At 69.4% G+C, this 22,615-nt stretch carries 16 protein-coding genes and 1 tRNA gene; 10 read left to right on the top strand and 7 right to left on the bottom strand.

Annotated features, from left to right (window positions below):
- Nucleotides 1-24 precede the first annotated feature (24 nt).
- Together ACF08B_RS31615 and ACF08B_RS31610 are read right to left on the bottom strand one after the other, a co-directional pair.
- On the bottom strand, nt 25-1,065 hold the full coding sequence (locus ACF08B_RS31615; RefSeq protein ID WP_392320528.1) for an adenosine deaminase: 1,041 nt from the start codon (nt 1,063-1,065) through the stop codon (nt 25-27).
- A 125-nt stretch (nt 1,066-1,190) separates the two neighbouring features.
- Nucleotides 1,191-2,417, bottom strand: coding sequence for a pyridoxal phosphate-dependent aminotransferase (locus ACF08B_RS31610; RefSeq protein WP_392320527.1), 1,227 nt, complete (start codon nt 2,415-2,417; stop codon nt 1,191-1,193).
- 262 nt (nt 2,418-2,679) lie between these two features.
- Here ACF08B_RS31610 and ACF08B_RS31605 point away from each other — a divergent pair.
- The 10 genes from ACF08B_RS31605 to ACF08B_RS31560 all read left to right on the top strand — a co-directional run bounded on the left by ACF08B_RS31605 (nt 2,680) and on the right by ACF08B_RS31560 (nt 16,016).
- Nucleotides 2,680-2,752 (top strand) — tRNA-Trp (locus tag ACF08B_RS31605).
- Nucleotides 2,753-2,858: 106 nt separating this feature from the next.
- The gene (gene secE / locus ACF08B_RS31600; RefSeq protein WP_073901474.1) at nt 2,859-3,146 is read left to right on the top strand and encodes a preprotein translocase subunit SecE; all 288 of its coding nucleotides are present in this window, start codon (nt 2,859-2,861) and stop codon (nt 3,144-3,146) included.
- An 80-nt stretch (nt 3,147-3,226) separates the two neighbouring features.
- On the top strand, nt 3,227-4,099 hold the full coding sequence (gene nusG / locus ACF08B_RS31595) for a transcription termination/antitermination protein NusG (protein WP_392320526.1): 873 nt from the start codon (nt 3,227-3,229) through the stop codon (nt 4,097-4,099).
- Between the two features lie 168 nt (nt 4,100-4,267).
- Nucleotides 4,268-4,702 (top strand): 50S ribosomal protein L11, encoded by a 435-nt coding sequence (gene rplK, locus ACF08B_RS31590; RefSeq protein ID WP_018543896.1) that lies wholly within the window; start codon nt 4,268-4,270, stop codon nt 4,700-4,702.
- A gap of 96 nt (nt 4,703-4,798) precedes the next feature.
- Nucleotides 4,799-5,524 carry a 50S ribosomal protein L1 gene (gene rplA, locus ACF08B_RS31585; RefSeq protein WP_392320525.1) on the top strand — a complete coding sequence of 242 codons (726 nt, stop codon included), beginning with the start codon at nt 4,799-4,801 and terminating at the stop codon, nt 5,522-5,524.
- 170 nt (nt 5,525-5,694) lie between these two features.
- Nucleotides 5,695-6,606, top strand: a complete 912-nt coding sequence (locus ACF08B_RS31580) for a hypothetical protein (protein WP_392320524.1) — start codon at nt 5,695-5,697, stop codon at nt 6,604-6,606.
- A 325-nt stretch (nt 6,607-6,931) separates the two neighbouring features.
- Nucleotides 6,932-7,462: a 50S ribosomal protein L10 gene (gene rplJ, locus ACF08B_RS31575; RefSeq protein ID WP_093477007.1), complete on the top strand. Its 531-nt coding sequence runs from the start codon at nt 6,932-6,934 to the stop codon at nt 7,460-7,462.
- Between the two features lie 116 nt (nt 7,463-7,578).
- Entirely contained in the window at nt 7,579-7,962 is a 384-nt protein-coding gene (gene rplL / locus ACF08B_RS31570; protein WP_073901465.1) for a 50S ribosomal protein L7/L12, read from the top strand.
- 568 nt (nt 7,963-8,530) lie between these two features.
- A complete protein-coding gene (gene rpoB / locus ACF08B_RS31565; RefSeq protein ID WP_093477008.1) occupies nt 8,531-12,016 on the top strand; it encodes a DNA-directed RNA polymerase subunit beta in 3,486 nt (1,161 codons plus the stop codon).
- A 100-nt stretch (nt 12,017-12,116) separates the two neighbouring features.
- Nucleotides 12,117-16,016, top strand: coding sequence for a DNA-directed RNA polymerase subunit beta' (locus ACF08B_RS31560; protein ID WP_073901461.1), 3,900 nt, complete (start codon nt 12,117-12,119; stop codon nt 16,014-16,016).
- A 67-nt stretch (nt 16,017-16,083) separates the two neighbouring features.
- On the opposite strand, the gene ACF08B_RS31555 is transcribed toward ACF08B_RS31560, so the two are convergent.
- The 5 genes from ACF08B_RS31555 to ACF08B_RS31535 are packed head-to-tail and all read right to left on the bottom strand — an operon-like array spanning nt 16,084 to nt 22,556.
- A complete protein-coding gene (locus ACF08B_RS31555; RefSeq protein WP_392320523.1) occupies nt 16,084-17,577 on the bottom strand; it encodes a M48 family metalloprotease in 1,494 nt (497 codons plus the stop codon).
- A gap of 28 nt (nt 17,578-17,605) precedes the next feature.
- Nucleotides 17,606-18,139 (bottom strand): Pycsar system effector family protein, encoded by a 534-nt coding sequence (locus tag ACF08B_RS31550; protein WP_392320522.1) that lies wholly within the window; start codon nt 18,137-18,139, stop codon nt 17,606-17,608.
- On the bottom strand, nt 18,136-19,527 hold the full coding sequence (locus tag ACF08B_RS31545; RefSeq protein WP_392320521.1) for a PE-PGRS family protein: 1,392 nt from the start codon (nt 19,525-19,527) through the stop codon (nt 18,136-18,138). The genes ACF08B_RS31550 and ACF08B_RS31545 overlap by 4 nt, the downstream gene beginning before the upstream one ends.
- Nucleotides 19,528-19,557: 30 nt before the next feature.
- Complete coding sequence (locus ACF08B_RS31540; protein ID WP_392320520.1) at nt 19,558-21,687, bottom strand: hypothetical protein; 2,130 nt, start codon at nt 21,685-21,687, stop codon at nt 19,558-19,560.
- Complete coding sequence (locus tag ACF08B_RS31535) at nt 21,684-22,556, bottom strand: hypothetical protein (RefSeq protein ID WP_392320519.1); 873 nt, start codon at nt 22,554-22,556, stop codon at nt 21,684-21,686. Before ACF08B_RS31535 ends, ACF08B_RS31540 begins: the two co-directional genes overlap by 4 nt.
- Between the last annotated feature and the right edge of the window lie 59 nt (nt 22,557-22,615).

The following is a 22,615-nucleotide window of genomic DNA, read 5'->3' as shown; positions in this document are numbered from 1 at the left end:
AGCCGTACCCGCCCTACGCCCGCTTCAGACGGCCGGGCGGGTCAGCCAGTCGTCCACGCCGGCCAGCAGCCGCGCCCTGACGTCCTCCGGGGCGGCCGAACCCCGCACCGACTGCCGTGCCAGCTCCGCGAGCTCGGCGTCCGAGAAACCGTGGGAGTGGCGGGCGATCTCGTACTGGGCGGCCAGCCGGGAGCCGAACAGCAGCGGATCGTCGGCGCCGAGGGCCATCGGCACGCCCGCCTCGAAGAGGGTGCGCAGCGGGACGTCCTCCGGCTTCTCGTACACCCCGAGCGCCACGTTCGAGGCCGGGCACACCTCGCAGGTCACGCCCCGGTCGGCCAGCCGCTTCAGCAGCCGCGGGTCCTCCGCCGCGCGCACGCCGTGCCCGATCCGGGAGGCGTTCAGGTCGTCCAGGCAGTCCCGGACCGAGGCCGGGCCGGTCAGCTCGCCGCCGTGCGGGGCCGACAGCAGACCGCCCTCGCGCGCGATGTGGAAGGCCCGGTCGAAGTCCCGGGCCATGCCCCGCCGCTCGTCGTTGGAGAGCCCGAAGCCGACCACACCGCGGTCCGCGTAGCGCACCGCAAGCCGGGCCAGGGTGCGCGCGTCCAGCGGGTGCTTCATACGGTTCGCGGCCACCAGGACGCGCATCCCGAGGCCGGTCTCCCGGGACGTCGTCTCCACCGCGTCCAGGATGATCTCCATGGCCGGGATCAGCCCGCCCAGCCGCGGCGCGTACGACGTCGGGTCCACCTGGATCTCCAGCCAGCCCGAGCCGTCCCGCACGTCCTCCTCGGCGGCCTCCCGCACCAGCCGCCGGATGTCCTCCGGCTCGCGCAGGCAGGAGCGTGCCGCGTCGTACAGCCGCTGGAAGCGGAACCAGCCCCGCTCGTCCGTGGCCCGCAGCTTCGGCGGTTCCCCGCTGGTCAGTGCTTCCGTCAGGGCGTCGGGCAGGCGTACGCCGTACTTGTCGGCCAGTTCCAGGACGGTCGCCGGCCGCATCGAGCCGGTGAAGTGCAGGTGCAGATGGGCTTTCGGCAGCTCAGAGAGATCACGTACACGCTCCATCCCAGGATCCTGCCGTACACACCCGCCACACCGGTAGCCGTTTCCCCGTACGTGGTCTTGCTCGCACACAGGAGCGGGCCGCTCCCCGGAGGGAACGGCCCGCACGCGCGCGTGGCGGCGAGGAACTAGTCCCGCGCCTCCGCCAGCAGCTTCTGCATCCGGCTCACGCCCTCGACGAGGTCCTCGTCACCGAGCGCGTACGACAGCCGCAGGTAGCCAGGCGTGCCGAAGGCCTCGCCCGGGACGACCGCGACCTCGGCCTCCTCCAGGATCAGCGCGGCCAGCTCGACCGTGTCCTGCGGGCGCTTGCCGCGGATCTCCTTGCCGAGCAGGCCCTTCACCGACGGGTAGGCGTAGAACGCGCCCTCGGGCTCCGGGCAGAGCACGCCGTCGATCTCGTTGAGCATGCGGACGACGGTCTTGCGACGCCGGTCGAAGGCCTCGCGCATCTCGGCCACGGCCGTCAGGTCGCCGGAGACGGCGGCCACGGCTGCCACCTGGGCCACGTTGGAGACGTTCGAGGTGGCGTGCGACTGGAGGTTGGTCGCGGCCTTGACCACGTCCTTGGGGCCGATGACCCAGCCCACGCGCCAGCCGGTCATGGCGTACGTCTTCGCCACACCGTTGACCACGATGCACTTGTCGCGCAGCTCGGGCAGCAGCGCCGGCAGGGACACGGAGACCGCGTCGCCGTAGACCAGGTGCTCGTAGATCTCGTCGGTCAGCACCCACAGGCCGTGCTCGAGGGCCCAGCGGCCGATCGCCTCGGTCTCGGCCTCGGAGTACACCGCGCCGGTCGGATTGGACGGGGAGACGAAGAGCACGACCTTCGTCTTCTCCGTGCGCGCCGCCTCCAGCTGCTCGACGGAGACGCGGTAGCCGGTCGTCTCGTCGGCGACGACCTCCACCGGGACACCGCCGGCGAGACGGATCGACTCCGGGTACGTCGTCCAGTACGGCGCCGGGACGATGACCTCGTCACCCGGGTCGAGGATCGCGGCGAACGCCTCGTAGATGGCCTGCTTGCCGCCGTTGGTGACCAGGATCTGGGAGACGTCGGGCTCCCAGCCCGAGTCGCGCAGCGTCTTGGCGGCGATCGCGGACTTCAGCTCGGGCAGACCGCCGGCCGGGGTGTAGTGGTGGTACTTGGGGTTCTTGCAGGCCTCGACGGCCGCCTCGACGATGTAGTCCGGGGTCGGGAAGTCGGGTTCGCCGGCGCCGAAGCCGATCACCGGACGCCCGGCGGCCTTGAGGGCCTTGGCCTTGGCGTCCACGGCGAGGGTGGCGGACTCGGAGATCGCGCCGACTCGGGCGGAGACCCGGCGCTCGGTGGGAGGGGTTGCAGCGCTCATGGGGCCCATCGTTCCAGACCGGAAATGCCCCCGGCACACTGGTTTCACAGACTGAACAGCAAGGGGTCGAGGCGTGAACAGGGATCCGAATCCGGCCCCGGGCCTGGACGATCTTCGGCCAGGGGCCCCCGGACGGGCACTTTCTGTTCGACGCCGGGCCGCGGACCACGTACACTCACACCTCGTTGGCCTTCAGCAGCCACCGCCGAAATCGGTGCACACCGAGCACCCGGTCGGATGCGGTACGTTGGGGGACACACAAAGGGTCGTAGCTCAATTGGTAGAGCACCGGTCTCCAAAACCGGCGGTTGGGGGTTCAAGTCCCTCCGGCCCTGCTACACACACCGCCAGGATGTGTGCGCATGTACGTACAGCAATGCACCGCCGTGCGGCTCAGAAACCGGGCGCGGCACGGCCACGACCCGGGATCAGGTGAGGATTATGACGGACGCCGTGGGCTCCATCGACACGCCTGATGCCCAGGACGAATTGCCCGAGGCCAAGAAGAAGGCCCGCAAGGGCGGCAAGCGCGCCAAGAAGGGCCCGCTGAAGCGTCTGGCCACCTTCTACCGCCAGGTCATCGCGGAACTCCGCAAGGTCGTCTGGCCGACGCGCAACCAGCTGACGTCGTACACCACCGTGGTGATCTTCTTCGTCGCCATCATGATCGCCCTGGTGACCGTGATTGACTATGGGCTCAACCACGCGGCCAAGTACGTCTTCGGCTGAGCCAAGAGCGAAGGGCGCCGTGGTACCGGCGCCCGTTTTCGCATGTTCCACCCCTATGTATCCAGGAAGAAGCAGCCATCGTGTCTGACCCGAACCTGAACGACGACGCCACCGAGCCCGGCGGGCCGGCTGCCGAGACGGTCGACGACGAGCTCGACATCGTCGAGGGCGCGGACGAGCAGGACGAGTTCGAGGCTGCCGAGGCCGAATCGGGCGAGCCGGCCGAAGAGGCCGCCGTGCACGTCGAGGACGAGGACGGCGAAGCCGCCGAGGACGACGAGGAAGCCCTCGTCGCCGAGGCCGCCGAGGAGGAGCCGGCCGAGCCGGCCGAGCCGGTCGACCCCATCGCGGCCCTGCGCGAGGAACTGCGCACCCTGCCCGGCGAGTGGTACGTCATCCACACCTACGCGGGCTACGAGAACCGCGTGAAGACCAACCTCGAGCAGCGCGCCGTCTCGCTGAACGTCGAGGACTACATCTTCCAGGCCGAGGTGCCGCAGGAAGAGGTCGTCCAGATCAAGAACGGCGACCGCAAGACGATCAAGCAGAACAAGCTGCCGGGTTACGTCCTGGTCCGCATGGACCTGACCAACGAGTCCTGGGGCGTCGTCCGCAACACCCCGGGTGTCACCGGCTTCGTCGGCAACGCCTACGACCCGTACCCGCTGACCCTGGACGAGATCGTCAAGATGCTCGCCCCGGAGGCCGAGGAGAAGGCCGCCCGCGAGGCCGCCGAGGCCGAGGGCAAGCCCGCTCCGCAGCGCAAGGTCGAGGTCCAGGTGCTGGACTTCGAGGTCGGCGACTCGGTCACCGTCACCGACGGCCCGTTCGCCACGCTGCAGGCGACCATCAACGAGATCAACCCCGACTCGAAGAAGGTCAAGGGCCTGGTGGAGATCTTCGGCCGCGAGACGCCGGTCGAGCTCTCCTTCGACCAGATCCAGAAGAACTAGTTCTTTCTGGACCTCTTGCTTCCGTGCAGGTCAGGCGGGCTGCTTCAGCCTGTCTGACCTGCACGGTTTTTGGCCGCGCATCTATACCCGTTATCGTTGTGCGGTATGCCTGCGTCCGGGTGGTCCCCGGATGCCGGCAGGACCCGAATCGAAAGGACCCGGAGAGCTATGCCTCCCAAGAAGAAGAAGGTCACGGGGCTCATCAAGCTCCAGATCAACGCCGGTGCGGCGAACCCCGCCCCGCCGGTCGGCCCCGCGCTGGGTCAGCACGGCGTCAACATCATGGAGTTCTGCAAGGCCTACAACGCCGCGACCGAGTCGCAGCGTGGCTGGGTCATCCCGGTGGAGATCACGGTCTACGAGGACCGCTCCTTCACCTTCGTCACCAAGACGCCGCCGGCCGCGAAGATGATCCTCAAGGCCGCGGGTGTCGAGAAGGGCTCCGGCGAGCCGCACAAGACCAAGGTCGCCAAGATCACCGAGGCGCAGGTCCGCGAGATCGCCACGACCAAGATGCCCGACCTCAACGCGAACGACCTGGACGCCGCGTCGAAGATCATCGCCGGCACCGCCCGTTCCATGGGCATCACGGTCGAGGGCTGATCCCACCCCCAGTAGTCATGCGGCCATGACCGGCCGCACGTGGCAGGGCCTGCTCGGCCCGTACCACGACTCCTTTCAGAACACACAGGAGCAGTTGTGAGCAAGCGCAGCAAGGCTCTCCGCGCTGCGGACGCCAAGATCGACCGGGAGAAGCTGTACGCCCCGCTCGAGGCCGTCCGTCTCGCCAAGGAGACCTCCACGACCAAGTTCGACGGCACCGTCGAGGTCGCCTTCCGCCTGGGTGTCGACCCGCGCAAGGCCGACCAGATGGTCCGTGGCACCGTGAACCTGCCGCACGGCACCGGCAAGACTGCCCGGGTCCTGGTCTTCGCGACCGGTGACCGTGCTGCGGCCGCGGAGGCCGCGGGCGCCGACATCGTCGGCTCCGACGAACTCATCGACGAGGTGGCGAAGGGTCGTCTGGACTTCGACGCCGTCGTCGCCACCCCGGACCTCATGGGCAAGGTCGGCCGCCTCGGCCGCGTCCTCGGCCCGCGTGGTCTGATGCCGAACCCGAAGACCGGCACCGTCACCCCCGACGTGACCAAGGCCGTCACGGACATCAAGGGCGGCAAGATCGAGTTCCGCGTCGACAAGCACTCGAACCTGCACTTCATCATCGGCAAGGTGTCGTTCGACGACAGCAAGCTGGTGGAGAACTACGGCGCCGCGCTGGAGGAGATCCTCCGTCTGAAGCCGTCCGCCGCCAAGGGTCGCTACATCAAGAAGGCCGCGATCAGCAGCACGATCGGTCCCGGCATCCCGGTCGACCCGAACCGCACCCGCAACCTCCTCGTCGAGGAGGACCCGGCCGCCGTCTGAGCCCTCGGCTCACACCGGTAGCCGCGTCGGGTACGCGAGCTCAAGTACGGGCCCCGCCCCTGGAACCTTCCAGGGGCGGGGCCCGTCCCTTCTTTGTGCGACCTTTCGCACGACTGTCAGTGGCCTGGGTTACGGTGCAGGCACGGGACTCGCATTAGGGGTGGGAGCAGATGAAGAGCACGACCGCGCGCCGGATGGGCCTCTCGATCGCGGTGGTCGCCGCGCTGACGGGCGTGGCCGCCTGCGGCTCCTCGAGCGCAGACAAGGCGGCCGGCGGGGGCGCGATACACGTCAGCCCCATCGCCGCGCTGCGCTCCGTCGAGAAGTCCACCGACAAGGCCGACTCGGCCAAGGTGCGCTCGACCACGTCCATGGGCGACATCATGTCGATGACGGCGAACGGCGCCCTCACCTGGGGCGACGGCCTCAAGGGCAACCTCACCATCACCTACACCGGCGGTCAGCTGGCCGAGATGATGAAGAAGGCCGGCTCCACGTCGATGGAGGCCCGGTACCTGCCGGACGCCTACTACGCGCACATGAGCGACGCCTACGCCCAGCAGGCGGGCGGCGGCAAGCACTGGCTGAAGTACTCCTACGACGACCTCGCCAAGCTCGGCGGCGCCTCCGGGTCGTATATGAAGGACCAGATCCAGACCGCCACGCCGAACCAGTCGGTGAAGATGCTGCTGGCCTCCGGTGACGTGAAGAAGGTCGGCGAGGAGAAGGTCGACGGCGCGCACACCGTGCACTACTCGGGCACGGTCGACGTCGCCGACCTCGCGGACCGCACCAGCAACCTCGACAAGGACCAGCTGGCGGCCCTGAAGAAGCAGCTCAGCCAGGCCGGCGTCACCACCGACACCGTCGACATCTGGATCAACGACCAGAACCTGCTGGTCAAGAAGACCGAGAAGGCCGCCATGGCCAACGGCACCATGACCAACACCACCTTCTACACCGACTACGGCGTGAAGGTCACCGCGGAGGCGCCCCCGGCCGGCGACACCCGGGACTTCAAGGACATGCTCAAGTCCGGCGGCGCCGTCGCGGGCAGCACCGGCAGCGGCACCAGCTCCTGATCCAGGCGCCGGAGACGGCGCAGCCGAGGGACCGGGGTGGCCCGTAGGGCCCGATTTGCTCGACAGCGCCCCGGTCCTTTACTCTCTTCCAGAAGCCAAAGACCGCTGGTCGTTGCCGCGCTTTCGAATGAAGGTGCGGTGGCCGAAGGATCCGCTGAAAAGTGGGCGACCCGCGCAGGTGATTGTGGAAGTACTCCCGGGGCACGCGTTCTCACGTGTGCGGCCGGTCGAGTCCGCCCCGAGCGCCTGCGCCGGGGCGTTTGTTTTGCCCAGTCCTCCTTCGGGTCCGCGCGGTCCGAATCACCCGGAAGGAGGCCGAGGCTCTATGGCGAGGCCCGACAAGGCTGCCGCGGTTGCGGAGCTGACGGACAAGTTCCGCAGCTCCAACGCCGCCGTGCTGACCGAGTACCGCGGTCTCACCGTGGCGCAGCTCAAGACGCTGCGCCGGTCGCTCGGTGAGAACGCCCAGTACGCCGTGGTGAAGAACACGCTGACCAAGATTGCGGCCAACGAGGCCGGGATCACGCTGGACGACCAGCTCTTCGCTGGTCCGACGGCTGTCGCCTTCGTCACCGGGGACCCGGTGGAGTCGGCGAAGGGTCTTCGTGACTTCGCCAAGGACAACCCGAATCTCATCATCAAGGGCGGTGTCCTTGACGGCAAGGCGCTGTCCGCCGATGAGATCAAGAAGCTTGCGGACCTCGAGTCCCGCGAGGTTCTGCTCTCCAAGCTGGCTGGTGCCTTCAAGGGCAAGCAGACTCAGGCTGCTCAGGTCTTCCAGGCGCTCCCGTCGAAGCTCGTCCGCACCGTGGACGCGCTTCGTGCCAAGCAGGACGAGCAGGGCGGTGCCGAGTAATTCGGCTCGCTTTCTGATCCTCGCCGCCTGACGCGGCGAGGGTCTCAGCGGGCCGACGTACGCCCGCCACACCCAGTACATCCGGCACCCGCCGATTTAGTGGAAGGACCGCCATCATGGCGAAGCTCAGCCAGGAAGACCTGCTCGCTCAGTTCGAGGAGATGACCCTCATCGAGCTCTCCGAGTTCGTGAAGGCCTTCGAGGAGAAGTTCGACGTCACCGCCGCCGCCGCGGTCGCCGTTGCCGGTCCCGCCGTTCCGGGCGCCCCGGCCGAGGCCGCTGAGGAGAAGGACGAGTTCGACGTCATCCTCACCGGCGCCGGCGACAAGAAGATCCAGGTCATCAAGGTCGTGCGTGAGCTGACCTCCCTGGGTCTGAAGGAGGCCAAGGACCTCGTCGACGGCACCCCGAAGCCGGTTCTCGAGAAGGTCAACAAGGAGGCCGCGGAGAAGGCCGCCGAGTCCCTCAAGGGCGCCGGTGCCTCCGTCGAGGTCAAGTAAGACCTTCCGGGTCCTCCAGGACTCGAACGCGCGCTGAAATCGGTCCCCTGGGGCTGTAACGCGAACGCACCGAAGAGCGATCATCCATCCGGGTGGTCGCTCTTCGGCGTATCCGAGGGCCGGCCGCGGTTGCCTTGCGCTCGTGACGGCGAGGGGTATGGTGATCTTCGTCGTGTCTCCGGACGGCGCGGTTCCGGCTGGGGGCTCTTGACGAACCGCACGCAGCGCGCAATTCTCAGGACGCGTCGTCACAAGGATCCGAATCCGAGGCATGGATCGACGGCGAAGAGGGCAGTATCAACGTGCGTTGAGGGCAGCATGCCGAGGGCGTTGACAAGAGCGGTGAGCACAACGAGGGTCTCGAAAAACCCGCGCTGGACATCAGTGTGCCAAGTGGCTACACTGACCCTTTGCGCTGCCTGTTAGCTGTCCCCTGCCCGTCACCAGGGGTCTGCCCTCACTCGAGCACAGTCGACCGAAGCACCCTTGACCTGGGGCTTCCATCGCTGTGTGTGGGAGAGGGACCGGTACGCGCGTAGTGAGTCCGAGCCCTCGGAAGGACCCCCTCTTGGCCGCCTCGCGCACTGCCTCGACCGCGAATACGAACAACGGCGCCAGCACCGCCCCGCTGCGCATCTCCTTTGCAAAGATCAAGGAGCCTCTCGAGGTTCCGAACCTGCTCGCGCTGCAGACCGAGAGCTTCGACTGGCTGCTCGGCAACACCGCTTGGCAGAGTCGGGTCGAGGAGGCTCTGGAGAACGGTCAGGACGTCCCCACCAAGTCCGGTCTGGAGGAGATCTTCGAAGAGATCTCCCCGATCGAGGACTTCTCCGGGTCGATGTCGCTGACGTTCCGGGACCACCGCTTCGAGCCGCCGAAGAACTCGATCGACGAGTGCAAGGAGCGCGACTTCACGTACGCCGCCCCGCTCTTCGTCACCGCCGAGTTCACCAACAACGAGACCGGTGAGATCAAGTCCCAGACGGTCTTCATGGGCGACTTCCCGCTCATGACGAACAAGGGCACTTTCGTCATCAACGGCACCGAGCGTGTCGTGGTGTCCCAGCTGGTCCGTTCCCCCGGTGTCTACTTCGATTCCTCGATCGACAAGACGTCCGACAAGGACATCTTCTCCGCCAAGATCATCCCGTCCCGGGGTGCCTGGCTGGAGATGGAGATCGACAAGCGCGACATGGTCGGTGTGCGTATCGACCGCAAGCGCAAGCAGTCGGTCACCGTCCTCCTGAAGGCGCTCGGCTGGACGACCGAGCAGATCCTCGAGGAGTTCGGCGAGTACGAGTCCATGCGCGCCACCCTGGAGAAGGACCACACCCAGGGCCAGGACGACGCGCTGCTCGACATCTACCGCAAGCTGCGTCCGGGCGAGCCCCCCACGCGTGAGGCCGCGCAGACGCTGCTCGAGAACCTCTACTTCAACCCCAAGCGCTACGACCTCGCCAAGGTCGGCCGCTACAAGGTCAACAAGAAGCTGGGTGCGGACGCTCCGCTCGACGCGGGCATCCTGACCGTCGAGGACGTCATCTCGACGATCAAGTACCTGGTGAAGCTGCACGCCGGCGAGACCGAGACGACGGGCGACAGCGGCGAGTCGATCGTCGTCGAGACCGACGACATCGACCACTTCGGCAACCGCCGCCTGCGCAGCGTCGGCGAGCTCATCCAGAACCAGGTCCGCACGGGTCTGGCGCGTATGGAGCGCGTCGTGCGCGAGCGCATGACCACGCAGGACGTCGAGGCGATCACGCCGCAGACCCTGATCAACATCCGGCCGGTCGTCGCCTCCATCAAGGAGTTCTTCGGCACCAGCCAGCTGTCGCAGTTCATGGACCAGAACAACCCGCTGTCGGGTCTCACCCACAAGCGCCGTCTGTCGGCTCTTGGCCCGGGTGGTCTCTCCCGTGAGCGGGCCGGCTTCGAGGTCCGTGACGTGCACCCCTCGCACTACGGCCGCATGTGCCCGATCGAGACGCCCGAAGGCCCGAACATCGGTCTGATCGGCTCGCTCGCCTCCTACGGCCGGGTCAACGCGTTCGGTTTCGTCGAGACCCCCTACCGCAAGGTCATCGACGGCCAGGTCACCGACGAGGTCGACTACCTGACCGCCGACGAGGAGGACCGCTTCGTCATCGCCCAGGCCAACGCCGGCCTGAACGACGACATGCGCTTCGCCGAGAACCGCGTCCTGGTCCGCCGCCGTGGCGGCGAGGTCGACTACGTCCCCGGTGACGACGTGGACTACATGGACGTCTCGCCGCGCCAGATGGTGTCGGTCGCGACCGCCATGATCCCCTTCCTCGAGCACGACGACGCCAACCGTGCCCTCATGGGCGCGAACATGATGCGTCAGGCCGTGCCGCTGATTAAGTCCGAGTCCCCGCTCGTCGGCACCGGCATGGAGTACCGCTCCGCCGTCGACGCCGGCGACGTGGTCAAGGCCGAGAAGGCGGGTGTGGTCCAGGAGGTCTCCGCGGACTACATCACCACCGCCAACGACGACGGCACGTACATCACGTACCGCCTGGCCAAGTTCGCCCGCTCCAACCAGGGCACCTCGGTCAACCAGAAGGTCATCGTCAACGAGGGCGACCGGATCATCGAGGGCCAGGTCCTGGCCGACGGTCCGGCCACCCAGAACGGCGAGATGGCCCTGGGCAAGAACCTGCTCGTGGCGTTCATGCCGTGGGAGGGTCACAACTACGAGGACGCGATCATCCTGTCGCAGCGCCTCGTGCAGGACGACGTCCTCTCCTCGATCCACATCGAGGAGCACGAGGTCGACGCCCGTGACACCAAGCTCGGCCCCGAGGAGATCACCCGGGACATCCCGAACGTCTCCGAGGAGGTCCTCGCCGACCTCGACGAGCGCGGCATCATCCGTATCGGTGCCGAGGTCATCGCCGGCGACATCCTCGTCGGCAAGGTGACCCCGAAGGGTGAGACCGAGCTGACCCCCGAGGAGCGCCTGCTGCGCGCGATCTTCGGCGAGAAGGCCCGTGAGGTCCGTGACACCTCGCTGAAGGTGCCGCACGGCGAGACCGGCAAGGTCATCGGTGTGCGCGTCTTCGACCGCGAGGAGGGCGACGAGCTTCCCCCCGGTGTGAACCAGCTGGTGCGCGTCTACGTCGCGCAGAAGCGCAAGATCACCGACGGTGACAAGCTCGCCGGCCGTCACGGCAACAAGGGTGTCATCTCGAAGATCCTGCCGATCGAGGACATGCCGTTCCTGGAGGACGGCACCCCGGTCGACATCATCCTCAACCCGCTGGGTGTGCCGTCCCGAATGAACCCGGGACAGGTCCTGGAGATCCACCTCGGCTGGCTCGCCAGCCGCGGCTGGGACGTCTCCGGCCTCGCGGACGAGTGGGCCCAGCGCCTGCAGGTCATCGGCGCCGACAACGTCCAGCCCGGCACCAACGTCGCCACCCCGGTGTTCGACGGTGCGCGTGAGGACGAGCTGGCGGGTCTGCTGCAGCACACCATCCCGAACCGCGACGGCGAGCGCATGGTGCTCCCGTCCGGCAAGGCGCGGCTGTTCGACGGCCGCAGCGGTGAGCCGTTCCCGGACCCGATCTCGGTCGGCTACATGTACATCCTGAAGCTGCACCACCTGGTCGACGACAAGCTGCACGCCCGTTCGACCGGTCCGTACTCCATGATCACCCAGCAGCCGCTGGGTGGTAAGGCCCAGTTCGGTGGCCAGCGGTTCGGCGAGATGGAGGTGTGGGCCCTCGAGGCCTACGGTGCCGCCTACGCCCTCCAGGAGCTGCTGACCATCAAGTCCGACGACGTCACCGGCCGCGTGAAGGTCTACGAGGCCATCGTCAAGGGCGAGAACATCCCCGAGCCCGGCATCCCCGAGTCCTTCAAGGTGCTCATCAAGGAGATGCAGTCGCTCTGCCTGAACGTGGAGGTGCTGTCCAGCGACGGTATGTCCATCGAGATGCGTGACACCGACGAGGACGTCTTCCGCGCTGCGGAGGAGCTCGGCATCGACCTGTCCCGGCGCGAGCCGAGCAGCGTCGAAGAGGTCTGACGGGAGTCCGGCGGGGGCCCTCACCCTTGAGGGCCCCCGCCGACCCCCAGGCCCCCGTTTCAGACCAAAGACTTTCGACCCTGAGAGGGATTGACGCATAGTGCTCGACGTCAACTTCTTCGACGAGCTCCGGATCGGCCTGGCCACCGCTGACGACATCCGTCAGTGGAGCCACGGTGAGGTCAAGAAGCCCGAGACCATCAACTACCGCACCCTCAAGCCCGAGAAGGACGGACTCTTCTGCGAGAAGATCTTCGGTCCGACCCGGGACTGGGAGTGCTACTGCGGCAAGTACAAGCGCGTCCGCTTCAAGGGCATCATCTGTGAGCGCTGTGGCGTCGAGGTCACGCGCGCCAAGGTGCGCCGTGAGCGGATGGGCCACATCGAGCTCGCCGCGCCCGTCACGCACATCTGGTACTTCAAGGGTGTCCCGAGCCGGCTGGGCTACCTGCTCGACCTGGCTCCCAAGGACCTCGAGAAGGTCATCTACTTCGCGGCGTACATGATCACGTACGTCGACGAGGAGCGCCGTACGCGCGACCTGCCCTCCCTGGAGGCGCACGTCTCCGTGGAGCGCCAGCAGATCGAGAACCGCCGCGACTCCGACCTCGAGGCCCGCGCCAAGAAGCTCGAGACCGACCTGGCCGAGCTGGAGGCCGAGGGCGCCAAGGCCGACGTGCGCCGCAAGGTGCGCGAGGGTGCCGAGCGCGAGATGAAGCAGCTGCGCGACCGTGCGCAGCGCGAGATCGACCGCCTCGACGAGGTGTGGAACCGCTTCAAGAACCTCAAGGTCCAGGACCTCGAGGGCGACGAGCTGCTCTACCGCGAGCTGCGGGACCGCTTCGGCACGTACTTCGACGGCTCGATGGGTGCCGCGGCGCTGCAGAAGCGCCTGGAGTCCTTCGACCTCGACGAGGAGGCCGAGCGCCTCCGCGAGATCATCCGCACCGGCAAGGGCCAGAAGAAGACCCGCGCCCTGAAGCGGCTGAAGGTCGTCTCCGCGTTCCTGCAGACGTCCAACAGCCCCAAGGGCATGGTCCTGGACTGCGTCCCGGTCATCCCGCCGGACCTGCGTCCGATGGTGCAGCTGGACGGTGGCCGCTTCGCGACCTCCGACCTGAACGACCTGTACCGCCGTGTGATCAACCGCAACAACCGTCTGAAGCGTCTGCTCGACCTCGGTGCCCCCGAGATCATCGTGAACAACGAGAAGCGGATGCTCCAGGAGGCGGTCGACGCCCTCTTCGACAACGGCCGTCGCGGTCGCCCGGTGACGGGCCCCGGCAACCGTCCGCTGAAGTCCCTCAGCGACATGCTGAAGGGCAAGCAGGGTCGTTTCCGTCAGAACCTGCTCGGCAAGCGAGTCGACTACTCGGCGCGTTCCGTCATCGTCGTCGGCCCGCAGCTGAAGCTGCACCAGTGCGGTCTGCCCAAGGCCATGGCGCTGGAGCTCTTCAAGCCGTTCGTGATGAAGCGCCTGGTCGACCTGAACCACGCGCAGAACATCAAGAGCGCCAAGCGCATGGTGGAGCGCGGCCGCACGGTCGTGTACGACGTCCTCGAAGAGGTCATCGCCGAGCACCCGGTTCTGCTGAACCGTGCTCCCACCCTGCACCGCCTCGGCATCCAGGCCTTCGAGCCGCAGCTGGTCGAGGGCAAGGCCATCCAGATCCACCCGCTCGTCTGCACCGCGTTCAACGCGGACTTCGACGGTGACCAGATGGCCGTGCACCTGCCGCTGTCCGCGGAGGCGCAGGCCGAGGCCCGCATCCTGATGCTGTCCTCGAACAACATCCTCAAGCCGGCCGACGGCCGTCCGGTGACGATGCCGACCCAGGACATGGTCCTCGGTCTGTTCTTCCTCACCACCGACGGCGAGCTGCGTGACACCAAGGGCGAGGGCCGTGCGTTCGGCTCCACGGCCGAGGCGATCATGGCGTTCGACGCCGGCGAGCTCGCGCTGCAGTCGCAGATCGACATCCGCTTCCCGGTGGGCACCATCCCGCCGCGCGGCTGGATGCCGCCGGCGCGCGAGGAGGGCGAGCCCGAGTGGCAGCAGGGTGACTCGTTCCGCCTGCGCACCACGCTGGGCCGCGCGCTCTTCAACGAGCTGCTGCCCGAGGACTACCCGTTCGTCGACTACTCGGTGGGCAAGAAGCAGCTCTCCGAGATCGTCAACGACCTCGCCGAGCGCTACCCCAAGGTCATCGTGGCGGCGACGCTCGACAACCTGAAGGCGGCCGGCTTCTACTGGGCGACCCGTTCCGGTGTCACCGTCGCCATCTCCGACGTCGTCGTTCCCGAGGCGAAGAAGGAGATCGTCCGCGGCTACGAGGCGCAGGACGAGAAGGTCCAGAAGCAGTACGAGCGCGGTCTGATCACCAAGGAAGAGCGCACTCAGGAGCTCATCGCGATCTGGACCAAGGCGACCAACGAGGTCGCCGAGGCGATGAACGAGAACTTCCCCAAGACGAACCCCATCTTCATGATGGTTGACTCGGGTGCCCGAGGAAACATGATGCAGATGCGGCAGATCGCCGGTATGCGTGGTCTGGTGTCGAACGCGAAGAACGAGACCATCCCGCGTCCGATCAAGGCGTCCTTCCGTGAGGGCCTGTCCGTGCTGGAGTACTTCATCTCCACGCACGGTGCCCGTAAGGGTCTGGCGGACACCGCCCTGCGTACCGCCGACTCGGGTTACCTGACCCGTCGTCTGGTGGACGTCTCGCAGGACGTCATCATCCGCGAGGAGGACTGCGGCACCGAGCGCGGTCTGAAGCTGCGGATCGCCAACCGCGGTGCCGACGGTGTGCTGCGCAAGGCGGACGACGTCGAGACCAGCGTCTACGCCCGCATGCTCGCCGAGGACGTCGTCATCGACGGCAAGGTGATCGCGCCGGCCAACGTGGACCTGGGCGACGTGCTCATCGACCAGCTGGTGCACCACGGCATCGAGGAGGTCAAGACCCGCTCGATCCTGACCTGCGAGTCGCACGTCGGCACCTGCGCGATGTGCTACGGCCGTTCGCTCGCCACCGGCAAGCTGGTCGACATCGGTGAGGCGGTCGGCATCATCGCCGCCCAGTCCATCGGTGAGCCCGGTACCCAGCTGACGATGCGTACCTTCCACACCGGTGGTGTGGCCGGTGACGACATCACCCAGGGTCTGCCCCGTGTCGTCGAGCTCTTCGAGGCCCGTACCCCGAAGGGTGTCGCCCCGATCTCCGAGGCCAACGGCCGCGTGCGGATCGAGGAGACCGAGAAGACCAAGAAGATCGTCGTCACCCCGGACGACGGCAGCGACGAGACGGCGTTCCCGATCTCGAAGCGTGCCAAGGTCCTGGTCCGCGAGGGCGACCACGTCGAGGTGGGCCAGCAGCTCACCGTGGGTGCCACCAACCCGCACGACGTGCTGCGCATCCTGGGTCAGCGTGCCGTCCAGGTCCACCTGGTCGGCGAGGTCCAGAAGGTCTACAACTCGCAGGGTGTGTCGATCCACGACAAGCACATCGAGATCATCATCCGGCAGATGCTCCGCCGCGTGACGATCATCGAGTCCGGCGACGCCGAGCTGCTGCCCGGTGAGCTGGTCGAGCGCTCGAAGTTCGAGACCGAGAACCGTCGTGTGGTCCAGGAGGGCGGTCACCCGGCCTCCGGTCGTCCGCAGCTGATGGGTATCACCAAGGCCTCGCTGGCGACGGAGTCCTGGCTGTCGGCCGCCTCCTTCCAGGAGACGACCCGAGTCCTGACGGATGCGGCGATCAACGCCAAGTCCGACAGCCTCATCGGCCTCAAGGAGAACGTCATCATCGGTAAGCTCATCCCGGCCGGTACGGGTCTGTCCCGCTACCGCAACATCCGGGTCGAGCCGACCGAGGAGGCCAAGGCCGCGATGTACTCGGCCGTCGGCTACGACGACATCGACTACTCGCCGTTCGGCACGGGCTCCGGCCAGGCCGTTCCGCTGGAGGACTACGACTACGGTCCGTACAACCAGTAAGCGAGTCGCTCGAACCGAAGGGCGGTCACCCCGTGGGGTGGCCGCCCTTCGGCGTGCGGGGGCAGGGTCAGCGGTGCAGCCCCAGGTAGGGCTGGAGGGCGTCCAGCCGGGTGTGGTGATCCGGGTGGGAGGACAGGAGCCGGTCCAGGGTGCCGGGCTCCTTCAGCTGCTCGCCCCGCGCCGTGAGGGCCGCCTTGGCGGTGTCCTCCTCGGTCTGGAAGTGGTACAGGACCTCGGCCAGCTGCCGGGCGAAGCCCAGCTCGGCGGCCTGCTGGTCGGCGCGCAGCTCGCCGCGCCGGCCCGCGTAGGCCAGCAGGTACGGGGCGAGCACGAGCGGGACGGCGATGTACCAGGCGGCGAGGAACGCGGCGGCCGCCGCCAGCGCCATGAACAGGATCAGGAAGCCGGTCGCCGCCATGGAGAAGACGCCGGCGACCGCGATCGCGAACCGGGCCAGTCCGCGGGTCACCGCCCAGGCGATCCGGCCGGGCAGCGAATACCAGTAGCCGAGCAGACCGGCCCAGGTGTGGCCGCCGGTGTGGTGGCCGAGTTCGTGCGCGAGCACGGCGGCCAGGTTGCTGCTGGGGATCCGGTTCAGGCTGTACGTGGTGACGCCGACGACATGCCCGGCCACCGCGACGGCGTTCAGCTCGTCGCTGTTCTCCACCATCAGCTCGTACGTGCCCGGCTCGATGCCCGCGCGCGCGGTCACCTCGTGCCAGATCGGTTCCAGCCGGGCCCGCTCCTGCTGACTGGGCAGCCGGAGCTTGAGCACGTACCGGGCGAAGACGAGTTCGGTCGGCCGGTGGAAGACGAGCAGTCCGGAGGCGACCCACGCCAGCACCACCAGCGTTCCGACGACGTTCCCGAACATGCCGAGCGCGATGGAGCCGACCAGAGCGAGGCTCACCAGGGCTCCCGGCAGCTGCACCGCCAGCCGCCCGACGGCCGTCGCGTCGGCCCCGCGCTGGTGCTCGGACACGTGCAGACGGGCACCGCGGTGGCGGTAGTCGAGGTCGTCCGGCGCGGGCTCGGGAACCGGTACGGCGGTCTCGGGGACGTGTGCCTGGGGCGGCACCGCGGTCCCTGGCTGCCGGCCGTCGTGTTCCGAGCCGGGATACGGGGGCGGGGCCGTCTGGGTCTGCGGGCCCGGCTGGGCATGCGCTCCGCCCGGGTACGGAGGAGCGGTGGCGGCGGTGTAGGCGGGGCCGGGATGGGCGGCGGCGGTCGGGTAGGCGGGGCCGGGGTCCGGGTGCGTGGAGGCCGCGGTCGGGTAGGCCGGGCCCGGCTGCGGGGATGCGGTGGGGGCGGGGTAGGCGGGGCCGGGGCTCGTGGCGGCGCTCGGGTAGGCGGGGCCGGGGCTCGTGGCGGCACTCGGGTAGGACGGGCCCGGTGATGTGGGGTACTGCGGGGCCGGGCCGGGGGAGGCGGGGGCGCCCGGGTACGGCGGTGGGGCGGCGGCCGTGGGGCCCGGGTAGGCAGGGGGCGCCGGGGCCACGGCGTCGGGGTGGGACGGCTCGGGGTACCGGGGCGGGACCGACGGGTCCGGCGGCTGGGACATGAGCGGGGCTCCTTCGAGTACGGGGACGTCAGCCGACGAGCGCGGCGGAGGGCAGCAGCAGGGCACCGGCGCAGAAGGCGATCAGGCCGGTGCGGATCCACCGGTGCTTGGAGGCGGCGATGCGGCTGTTCTCGGCGAGTGCCGCCAGCAGCCCGGCGGCGGGGTCCCGCTCGGTGTCGGCGAGCGCCTGGGCCAGCCGGCCCTCCCGGACCGCCTGGTGGATGTCGCCGAAGTAGCACAGCGGGCGTCCCTCGGCCCAGGACCCGCTGCGGTAGCGGGGCAGTACGGCGAGCAGCAGCGCGAGCAGCGACAGGGCCAGCCCTGCCGCACCGGCCCACCACAGGCCGGTCCCGGAGGCGGACAGCCGGCTCGGCGACCAGTTCCGCCCGGCGACCAGACCGGAGAACAGCCCGGCCGTCATGCCCAGCGCCGCCACCAGCACGGAGGCCTTGGCGTCGGCCCGCGCGATCTCGTCGCGCAGCTCGCCGAGCAGCCGCTCCGCGGTGCGCCGGCCCTCGGCGGTGGGAGCGCCCGGCGGCGCTGTCGTGCCGGGGGCGGTCACGCCGACCCCGCCTCGGGATGCTCCCTCGGCGTGGTGCCGGGCGCGGGCGGCACGACCGGTGCGGGCCCGTCGGACACGAGCGTCAGCGGAGGTGCGGGCGCCGTCGCCGGCGGGGCGGGCGGCGGGGGAGCGGCCGGGGCGGTCTGCGACGCCGCCGGATCGTACGGCGGCTGCCCGTAGGAAGCCTGGCCGGGTGCCGGCGGGGCGTGGCCGGGCTGTCCCTGCGCGGTCCCGCCGTACGGGTCCTGCCCGTACGTGGGTTGCCCATAGGTGGGTTGCCCGTACGGGGGCTGCTCGTACGGGGATGGGCCGTACGGCCCGGCGGTCCCCTGCGCCGCCGGGTCGTACGGTGTCGGGGCGCCGGGCACCGGGTACGGCGCCGACGGCGGGGCGTACGGCGCCTGCGGGGGCACGCCCGGCGGCAGGGCCTGTGGCGGCGCAGCCTGCTCGCTCATGAGGTCGTCGACGGAGCGCAGCACCGACCGGGCCGACTCCGCCTTCTGGTAGTCCTCCAGGCTGTCCCCGGCGATGACCGCCAGCTCCTTGCGGATCGCCCCGAGCTGGTCCCGCTGCAGGGTGCCGATGACCATCTTGGTGTCGCCGGGGTGGGCCGCGAGATGCAGGGCCCACGCGGCCACGCCGCCGTGCTGGAGCCAGTACTGGTAGAAGGCGATCTTCTGGGCGACCAGTTCCTGCGACTGGTGTTCGCGCAGGACCTCCAGCTGGTGCTCCAGCTGTGCCTGCCGCATCCGGTACTCGTGCTCGGGGTCGAGCATCTCCGACTCGTAGCGCAGGGTCCGCTTGCGCCGGCGATGGACGATCGCGTCCTCGTCGAGGCGCAGCCGCACCACGCAGGTCACCTGCAGGCCGGTCCCGGCGGCGAAGGTGCCGTCCTCCTCGACCGCCCGCTGCACCGCCCGTTCCGCGGCCGGGCTGTCCTCGATGGCGAAGCGCCGGGTCACCGGCCGTGCCACCTGCTGGAGTTCGCGGGTGAGCCGGGTCGGCACGTCCCGTTCGCCACTCGCCACGAACGCCTTCGGGTCGGCAACCCGCCAGGTGAGGTCGGCGGTGGCGCCGAAGGAGAACGCGTCGTCGTCGCTGGGCAGTTCGAGTTCCAGCTGGACCGGGTGGCTGCCCATGTCCACCTCGTAGACGGAGGTGTAGCGACGGGTCGCGGCCTCCGTACGGCTCGGACGGTGCGGCGGCATGAAGACGTCGTACGAGCCGCCCACGGTGACGAACACCAGGGCGTGGTCGATCGCGCCGATCGTGCGGCGTGCGGTGTAGTCGAACCGCGAGATCGGACGGACGGTCAGCACGGGGTCGACCAGTGCGGTGTGCCGGTCGGCGTGCTGGGTCCACTCCGGCGGGCGGCGGAAGTCCGCCATGGGGCAACTCCTCGTTCTACCTGGGGTGGTTCAGGTGTTCGTGGCTGAATGCAGCAGGGTGAGGAAATGGTCGGCCGTACGCGGGCCGTCGTTCTCGGCGCGCAGCACGCGCAGTTCGTGTGCGAGGCGTTTGCGGTCGTCCGCGGTGACGACCAGCGCGGGGAGCAGGAACTCCAGCGCCCGGGCGGCGTCCGCCCGGCGCTCGGCGACGTGCAACCAGGTGCGCAGGGCGTTCAGCGCGGGCCGGGTGTGCGTGCGGTCGTTGAGCGCGGTGCGCCACAGGGTGGCCATGTCGCGGGCGGTGTCCGCCTCGTACATGCCGGTTTCCGCGTACCAGCCGACCAGCGCTCCCTCCTCGTCGTTGGAGCAGGCGCGGACGAAAGCGGCCAGGGCGAGGTCGCGGACGGCCGGTGAGTCCTGGTACAGCAGCCGTACGAACTCGGCGAGCACCTCTCCGCCACTGTGCCCGGCGGACAGCAGCAGGGCGGCGGACTCGGTGAGGTTGTCGCGCTCCACTTCACTGCTGGCGTCCACCCCTGCTCGGGTGGCCAGTGCGCCGAGTGCCGGTCCGGCCAGGTCGGGGCGGAGCGGAGCGAGCTGGCCGAGGGCGCGGATGGCCGTCCAGCGACGGGCGGCACGCGGGTCGGAACACCACTGGGTGAGCAACCGCATCAGGCCGGGTGCGCCGAGGACCTGAGCGAGTGTGAGGGTGTTCGCCGCGATGATGCGCGGACCGAACGAACGGGAGGTCGCCCAGCTGTCGACCAGGAGGGCCATGGTCGAAGGCAGGTCGGCGTCGGCGAGCAGCGCCGTCGCCGCGGCGGCGCGTGTGCGCACCAGCGGGCGCCCGTCGCGGGCGAGCTGTTTCAGCCATTCGACCAGCGCCGGACGCGCCGACGGATGGCCGGTCCACACTTCGGTCAGCAGGACCCGAGGGGTTCTTTCGTCGAGGAAGCCGGCCACGAACTGCGGGATCGGCCCCCAGTCGGTCGACTCCTGCCGTACCTCTCCGTCGGCCCGTGCGAGCGTCAGTCGGTCTTCGGCGGCCGGTCCGAACACCGGAATCTCCGGCGGACGTTCGGGGTGCTGGAGTCGCTGGAAGTGCACGAACAGCTTGTCGGCCAGCTCGGCGGCGAGGACATAGGGGGCCTGGTCGAAGACGGCGAGCGAGATGAGGAACGCCTTGTCCCGCAGTCCTGTCGCCGGGTCGCCGAGCCAGTCGCGGCACTGCTTCTCGACGGCCGCCTGCCCGAAGTCCGCGAGCCCTGCCAACGCCTCCCGGCTGCCGTCGTAAGCGGCCAGCGTCTCGGCGAACGCGGCGGCCTCGGCCGGCCGGCGGTCGGTGGCCGCGAGGAAGCCGCCGACCGGATCCAGGGCGAGCAGGGCGTCGACGTCGTCCGGTCTGCGCCGGCCGAGGAGTGCCCGCACGATCTCCGGCGCGGTCGGCGGTGTCCAGCGGCAGGGCGTGACACCGGGCAGGTGCGGCGAGCTCTCGACGGTGACGACGAGGTAGCCGTCCACCTTGACGAGCCGGTCGCGGGCGGCGAACAGGTGCGTGTCGCGTAACGGCCGGTTGCGGCTGAGGGGCAGATCGCGGAGGACGTGCCCGCCGGGGCGGGTGAGCTGCGTGCTCAGGGCCGCGGGGGCCGTCTCCGGGCTCAGGGCGTGGATGCCCGATGTACCGCCCAGGCGGTGCAGCAGCATCAGGGCGGCGGCGTAACGGCCGGTGGCGTGTGCGCCGGACAGGATCAGCACTCGCTCCTCGCGCAGCCGCTCGAGGGCGGATGTGAAGGCGGGGCCGTCGGCGAAGACCTCGGCGAGTTCCTTCAGCCTGTCGGGCGGTATCTCACCGGAAGCGTTCGGGGTGGCTCCCGGTGCGCCGTGGTAGTGGTGTTCGGTACGGCCCCCCAGGTAGACGTCGCCGCCGACCTGCCCGCCGGACACACCGTGCTGCGCACCGCCGACCAGGCTGCCGCCGAAGCGGGTGTCGTCACCGAGGAAGAACCCGGGTGTGTGCGCGAACAGTTCACGCTGCGCGGCCCGGGCCTCCTGGGAGTGATCCGCTTCCGGTTCCAGGTCCGCGTCGGTGGGCAGCCCCTCCGGAGAGTCGGGAGCCTCCGGGGACGCCTGGTCGGGTTCCGCGTTCGGGGACGCCGTCACGACTCCCCGCCCGTCGTTCCGCCGAGGTGCACGTCCCCGGTGACCCGGCCGCCTGAGACGCCGTGCTGGTCCCCGCCGACGAGGCTGCCGCCGAAGCGGGGCGAGCCGCTGCCGAAGTGGAAGACGGCACCTCCGGTGGGCGCGGGGGGCTGCGGCTCAGGTGCGTCCGGTGCCGGTGTGCCGGGCGCGGGCGCCTCTCGTGCCGGCGGCCGGGCGGCCGGTGCCCCCGGTGCCGGGACGTCCCCCGGCGTGCCCGGCACCGGGGCTCGGCCCGTGCCACCGCGGTCCTCGCCGGTGTGCGGCACCGGCCCGTGGAGCCAGGCGCGCAGCGGCCCGTTCTTGCTGGTCAGGGTCACCGGGTGGAAGTCGGCGGCGCGGACGCCGTGGTGGTCGTGGCGCACGATTCCCGCGTGCACGCCCTCCGACACGCACAGCGCGAAGCCGTTGTCCCGGTCCCGCAGGGCGGCGCGCAGCAGCGGGGCGTCGAGCAGCCGGCAGGCGTGGTTGAGGTCGGAGCCGACCCACCCCCCGTGCTCGTCGACGGCCACGTACCCGTAGGCGACCACGCCCCGCAGCCGGATCTGCGCCGAGCTCGACGCGCGCCGGTTGTAACCGTGCAGCTGGGCGGGCACCTCGGTGAGCAGCGTCCGCAGCAGCGCCGGTACGGACGCGCCCGCGTCGATCAGCTCCATGACGGAGTCGCCGCGGTCGGCGCGCCGCCGCAGGGTCTCGTCGACACCGGCGCTCTCCAGGGCACGGTCGGCGATGTCGTAGAGCACCCGCCGCAGATACGCCTGCTCCACGTCGTCCCGGTCGCTGTACTTCTCGATGTCGAGCAGGAGCATCGTCCGGCTCACGGGATCGTTCATGGTCGCCTCTCGGGTCGTGCCGTGGTGGTCGGGCCGCGCCGTCAGCAGCGTGGCGCGCG

The sequence above is a fragment of the Streptomyces sp. NPDC015139 genome (assembly GCF_043079785.1).
Classification (GTDB): domain Bacteria; phylum Actinomycetota; class Actinomycetes; order Streptomycetales; family Streptomycetaceae; genus Streptomyces; species Streptomyces albidocamelliae.
This window is presented reverse-complemented; position numbering and strand designations above follow the sequence as displayed.

Coding starts and splice junctions, on each gene's coding strand:
- ACF08B_RS31615 (WP_392320528.1), bottom strand. CDS start 1,065: ATGGAGCGTGTACGTGATCTCTCTGAGCTGCCGAAAGCCCATCTGCAC.
- ACF08B_RS31610 (WP_392320527.1), bottom strand. CDS start 2,417: ATGAGCGCTGCAACCCCTCCCACCGAGCGCCGGGTCTCCGCCCGAGTC.
- secE (WP_073901474.1), top strand. CDS start 2,859: ATGACGGACGCCGTGGGCTCCATCGACACGCCTGATGCCCAGGACGAA.
- rplK (WP_018543896.1), top strand. CDS start 4,268: ATGCCTCCCAAGAAGAAGAAGGTCACGGGGCTCATCAAGCTCCAGATC.
- ACF08B_RS31580 (WP_392320524.1), top strand. CDS start 5,695: ATGAAGAGCACGACCGCGCGCCGGATGGGCCTCTCGATCGCGGTGGTC.
- rplJ (WP_093477007.1), top strand. CDS start 6,932: ATGGCGAGGCCCGACAAGGCTGCCGCGGTTGCGGAGCTGACGGACAAG.
- rplL (WP_073901465.1), top strand. CDS start 7,579: ATGGCGAAGCTCAGCCAGGAAGACCTGCTCGCTCAGTTCGAGGAGATG.
- ACF08B_RS31555 (WP_392320523.1), bottom strand. CDS start 17,577: ATGTCCCAGCCGCCGGACCCGTCGGTCCCGCCCCGGTACCCCGAGCCG.
- ACF08B_RS31545 (WP_392320521.1), bottom strand. CDS start 19,527: ATGGCGGACTTCCGCCGCCCGCCGGAGTGGACCCAGCACGCCGACCGG.
- ACF08B_RS31535 (WP_392320519.1), bottom strand. CDS start 22,556: ATGAACGATCCCGTGAGCCGGACGATGCTCCTGCTCGACATCGAGAAG.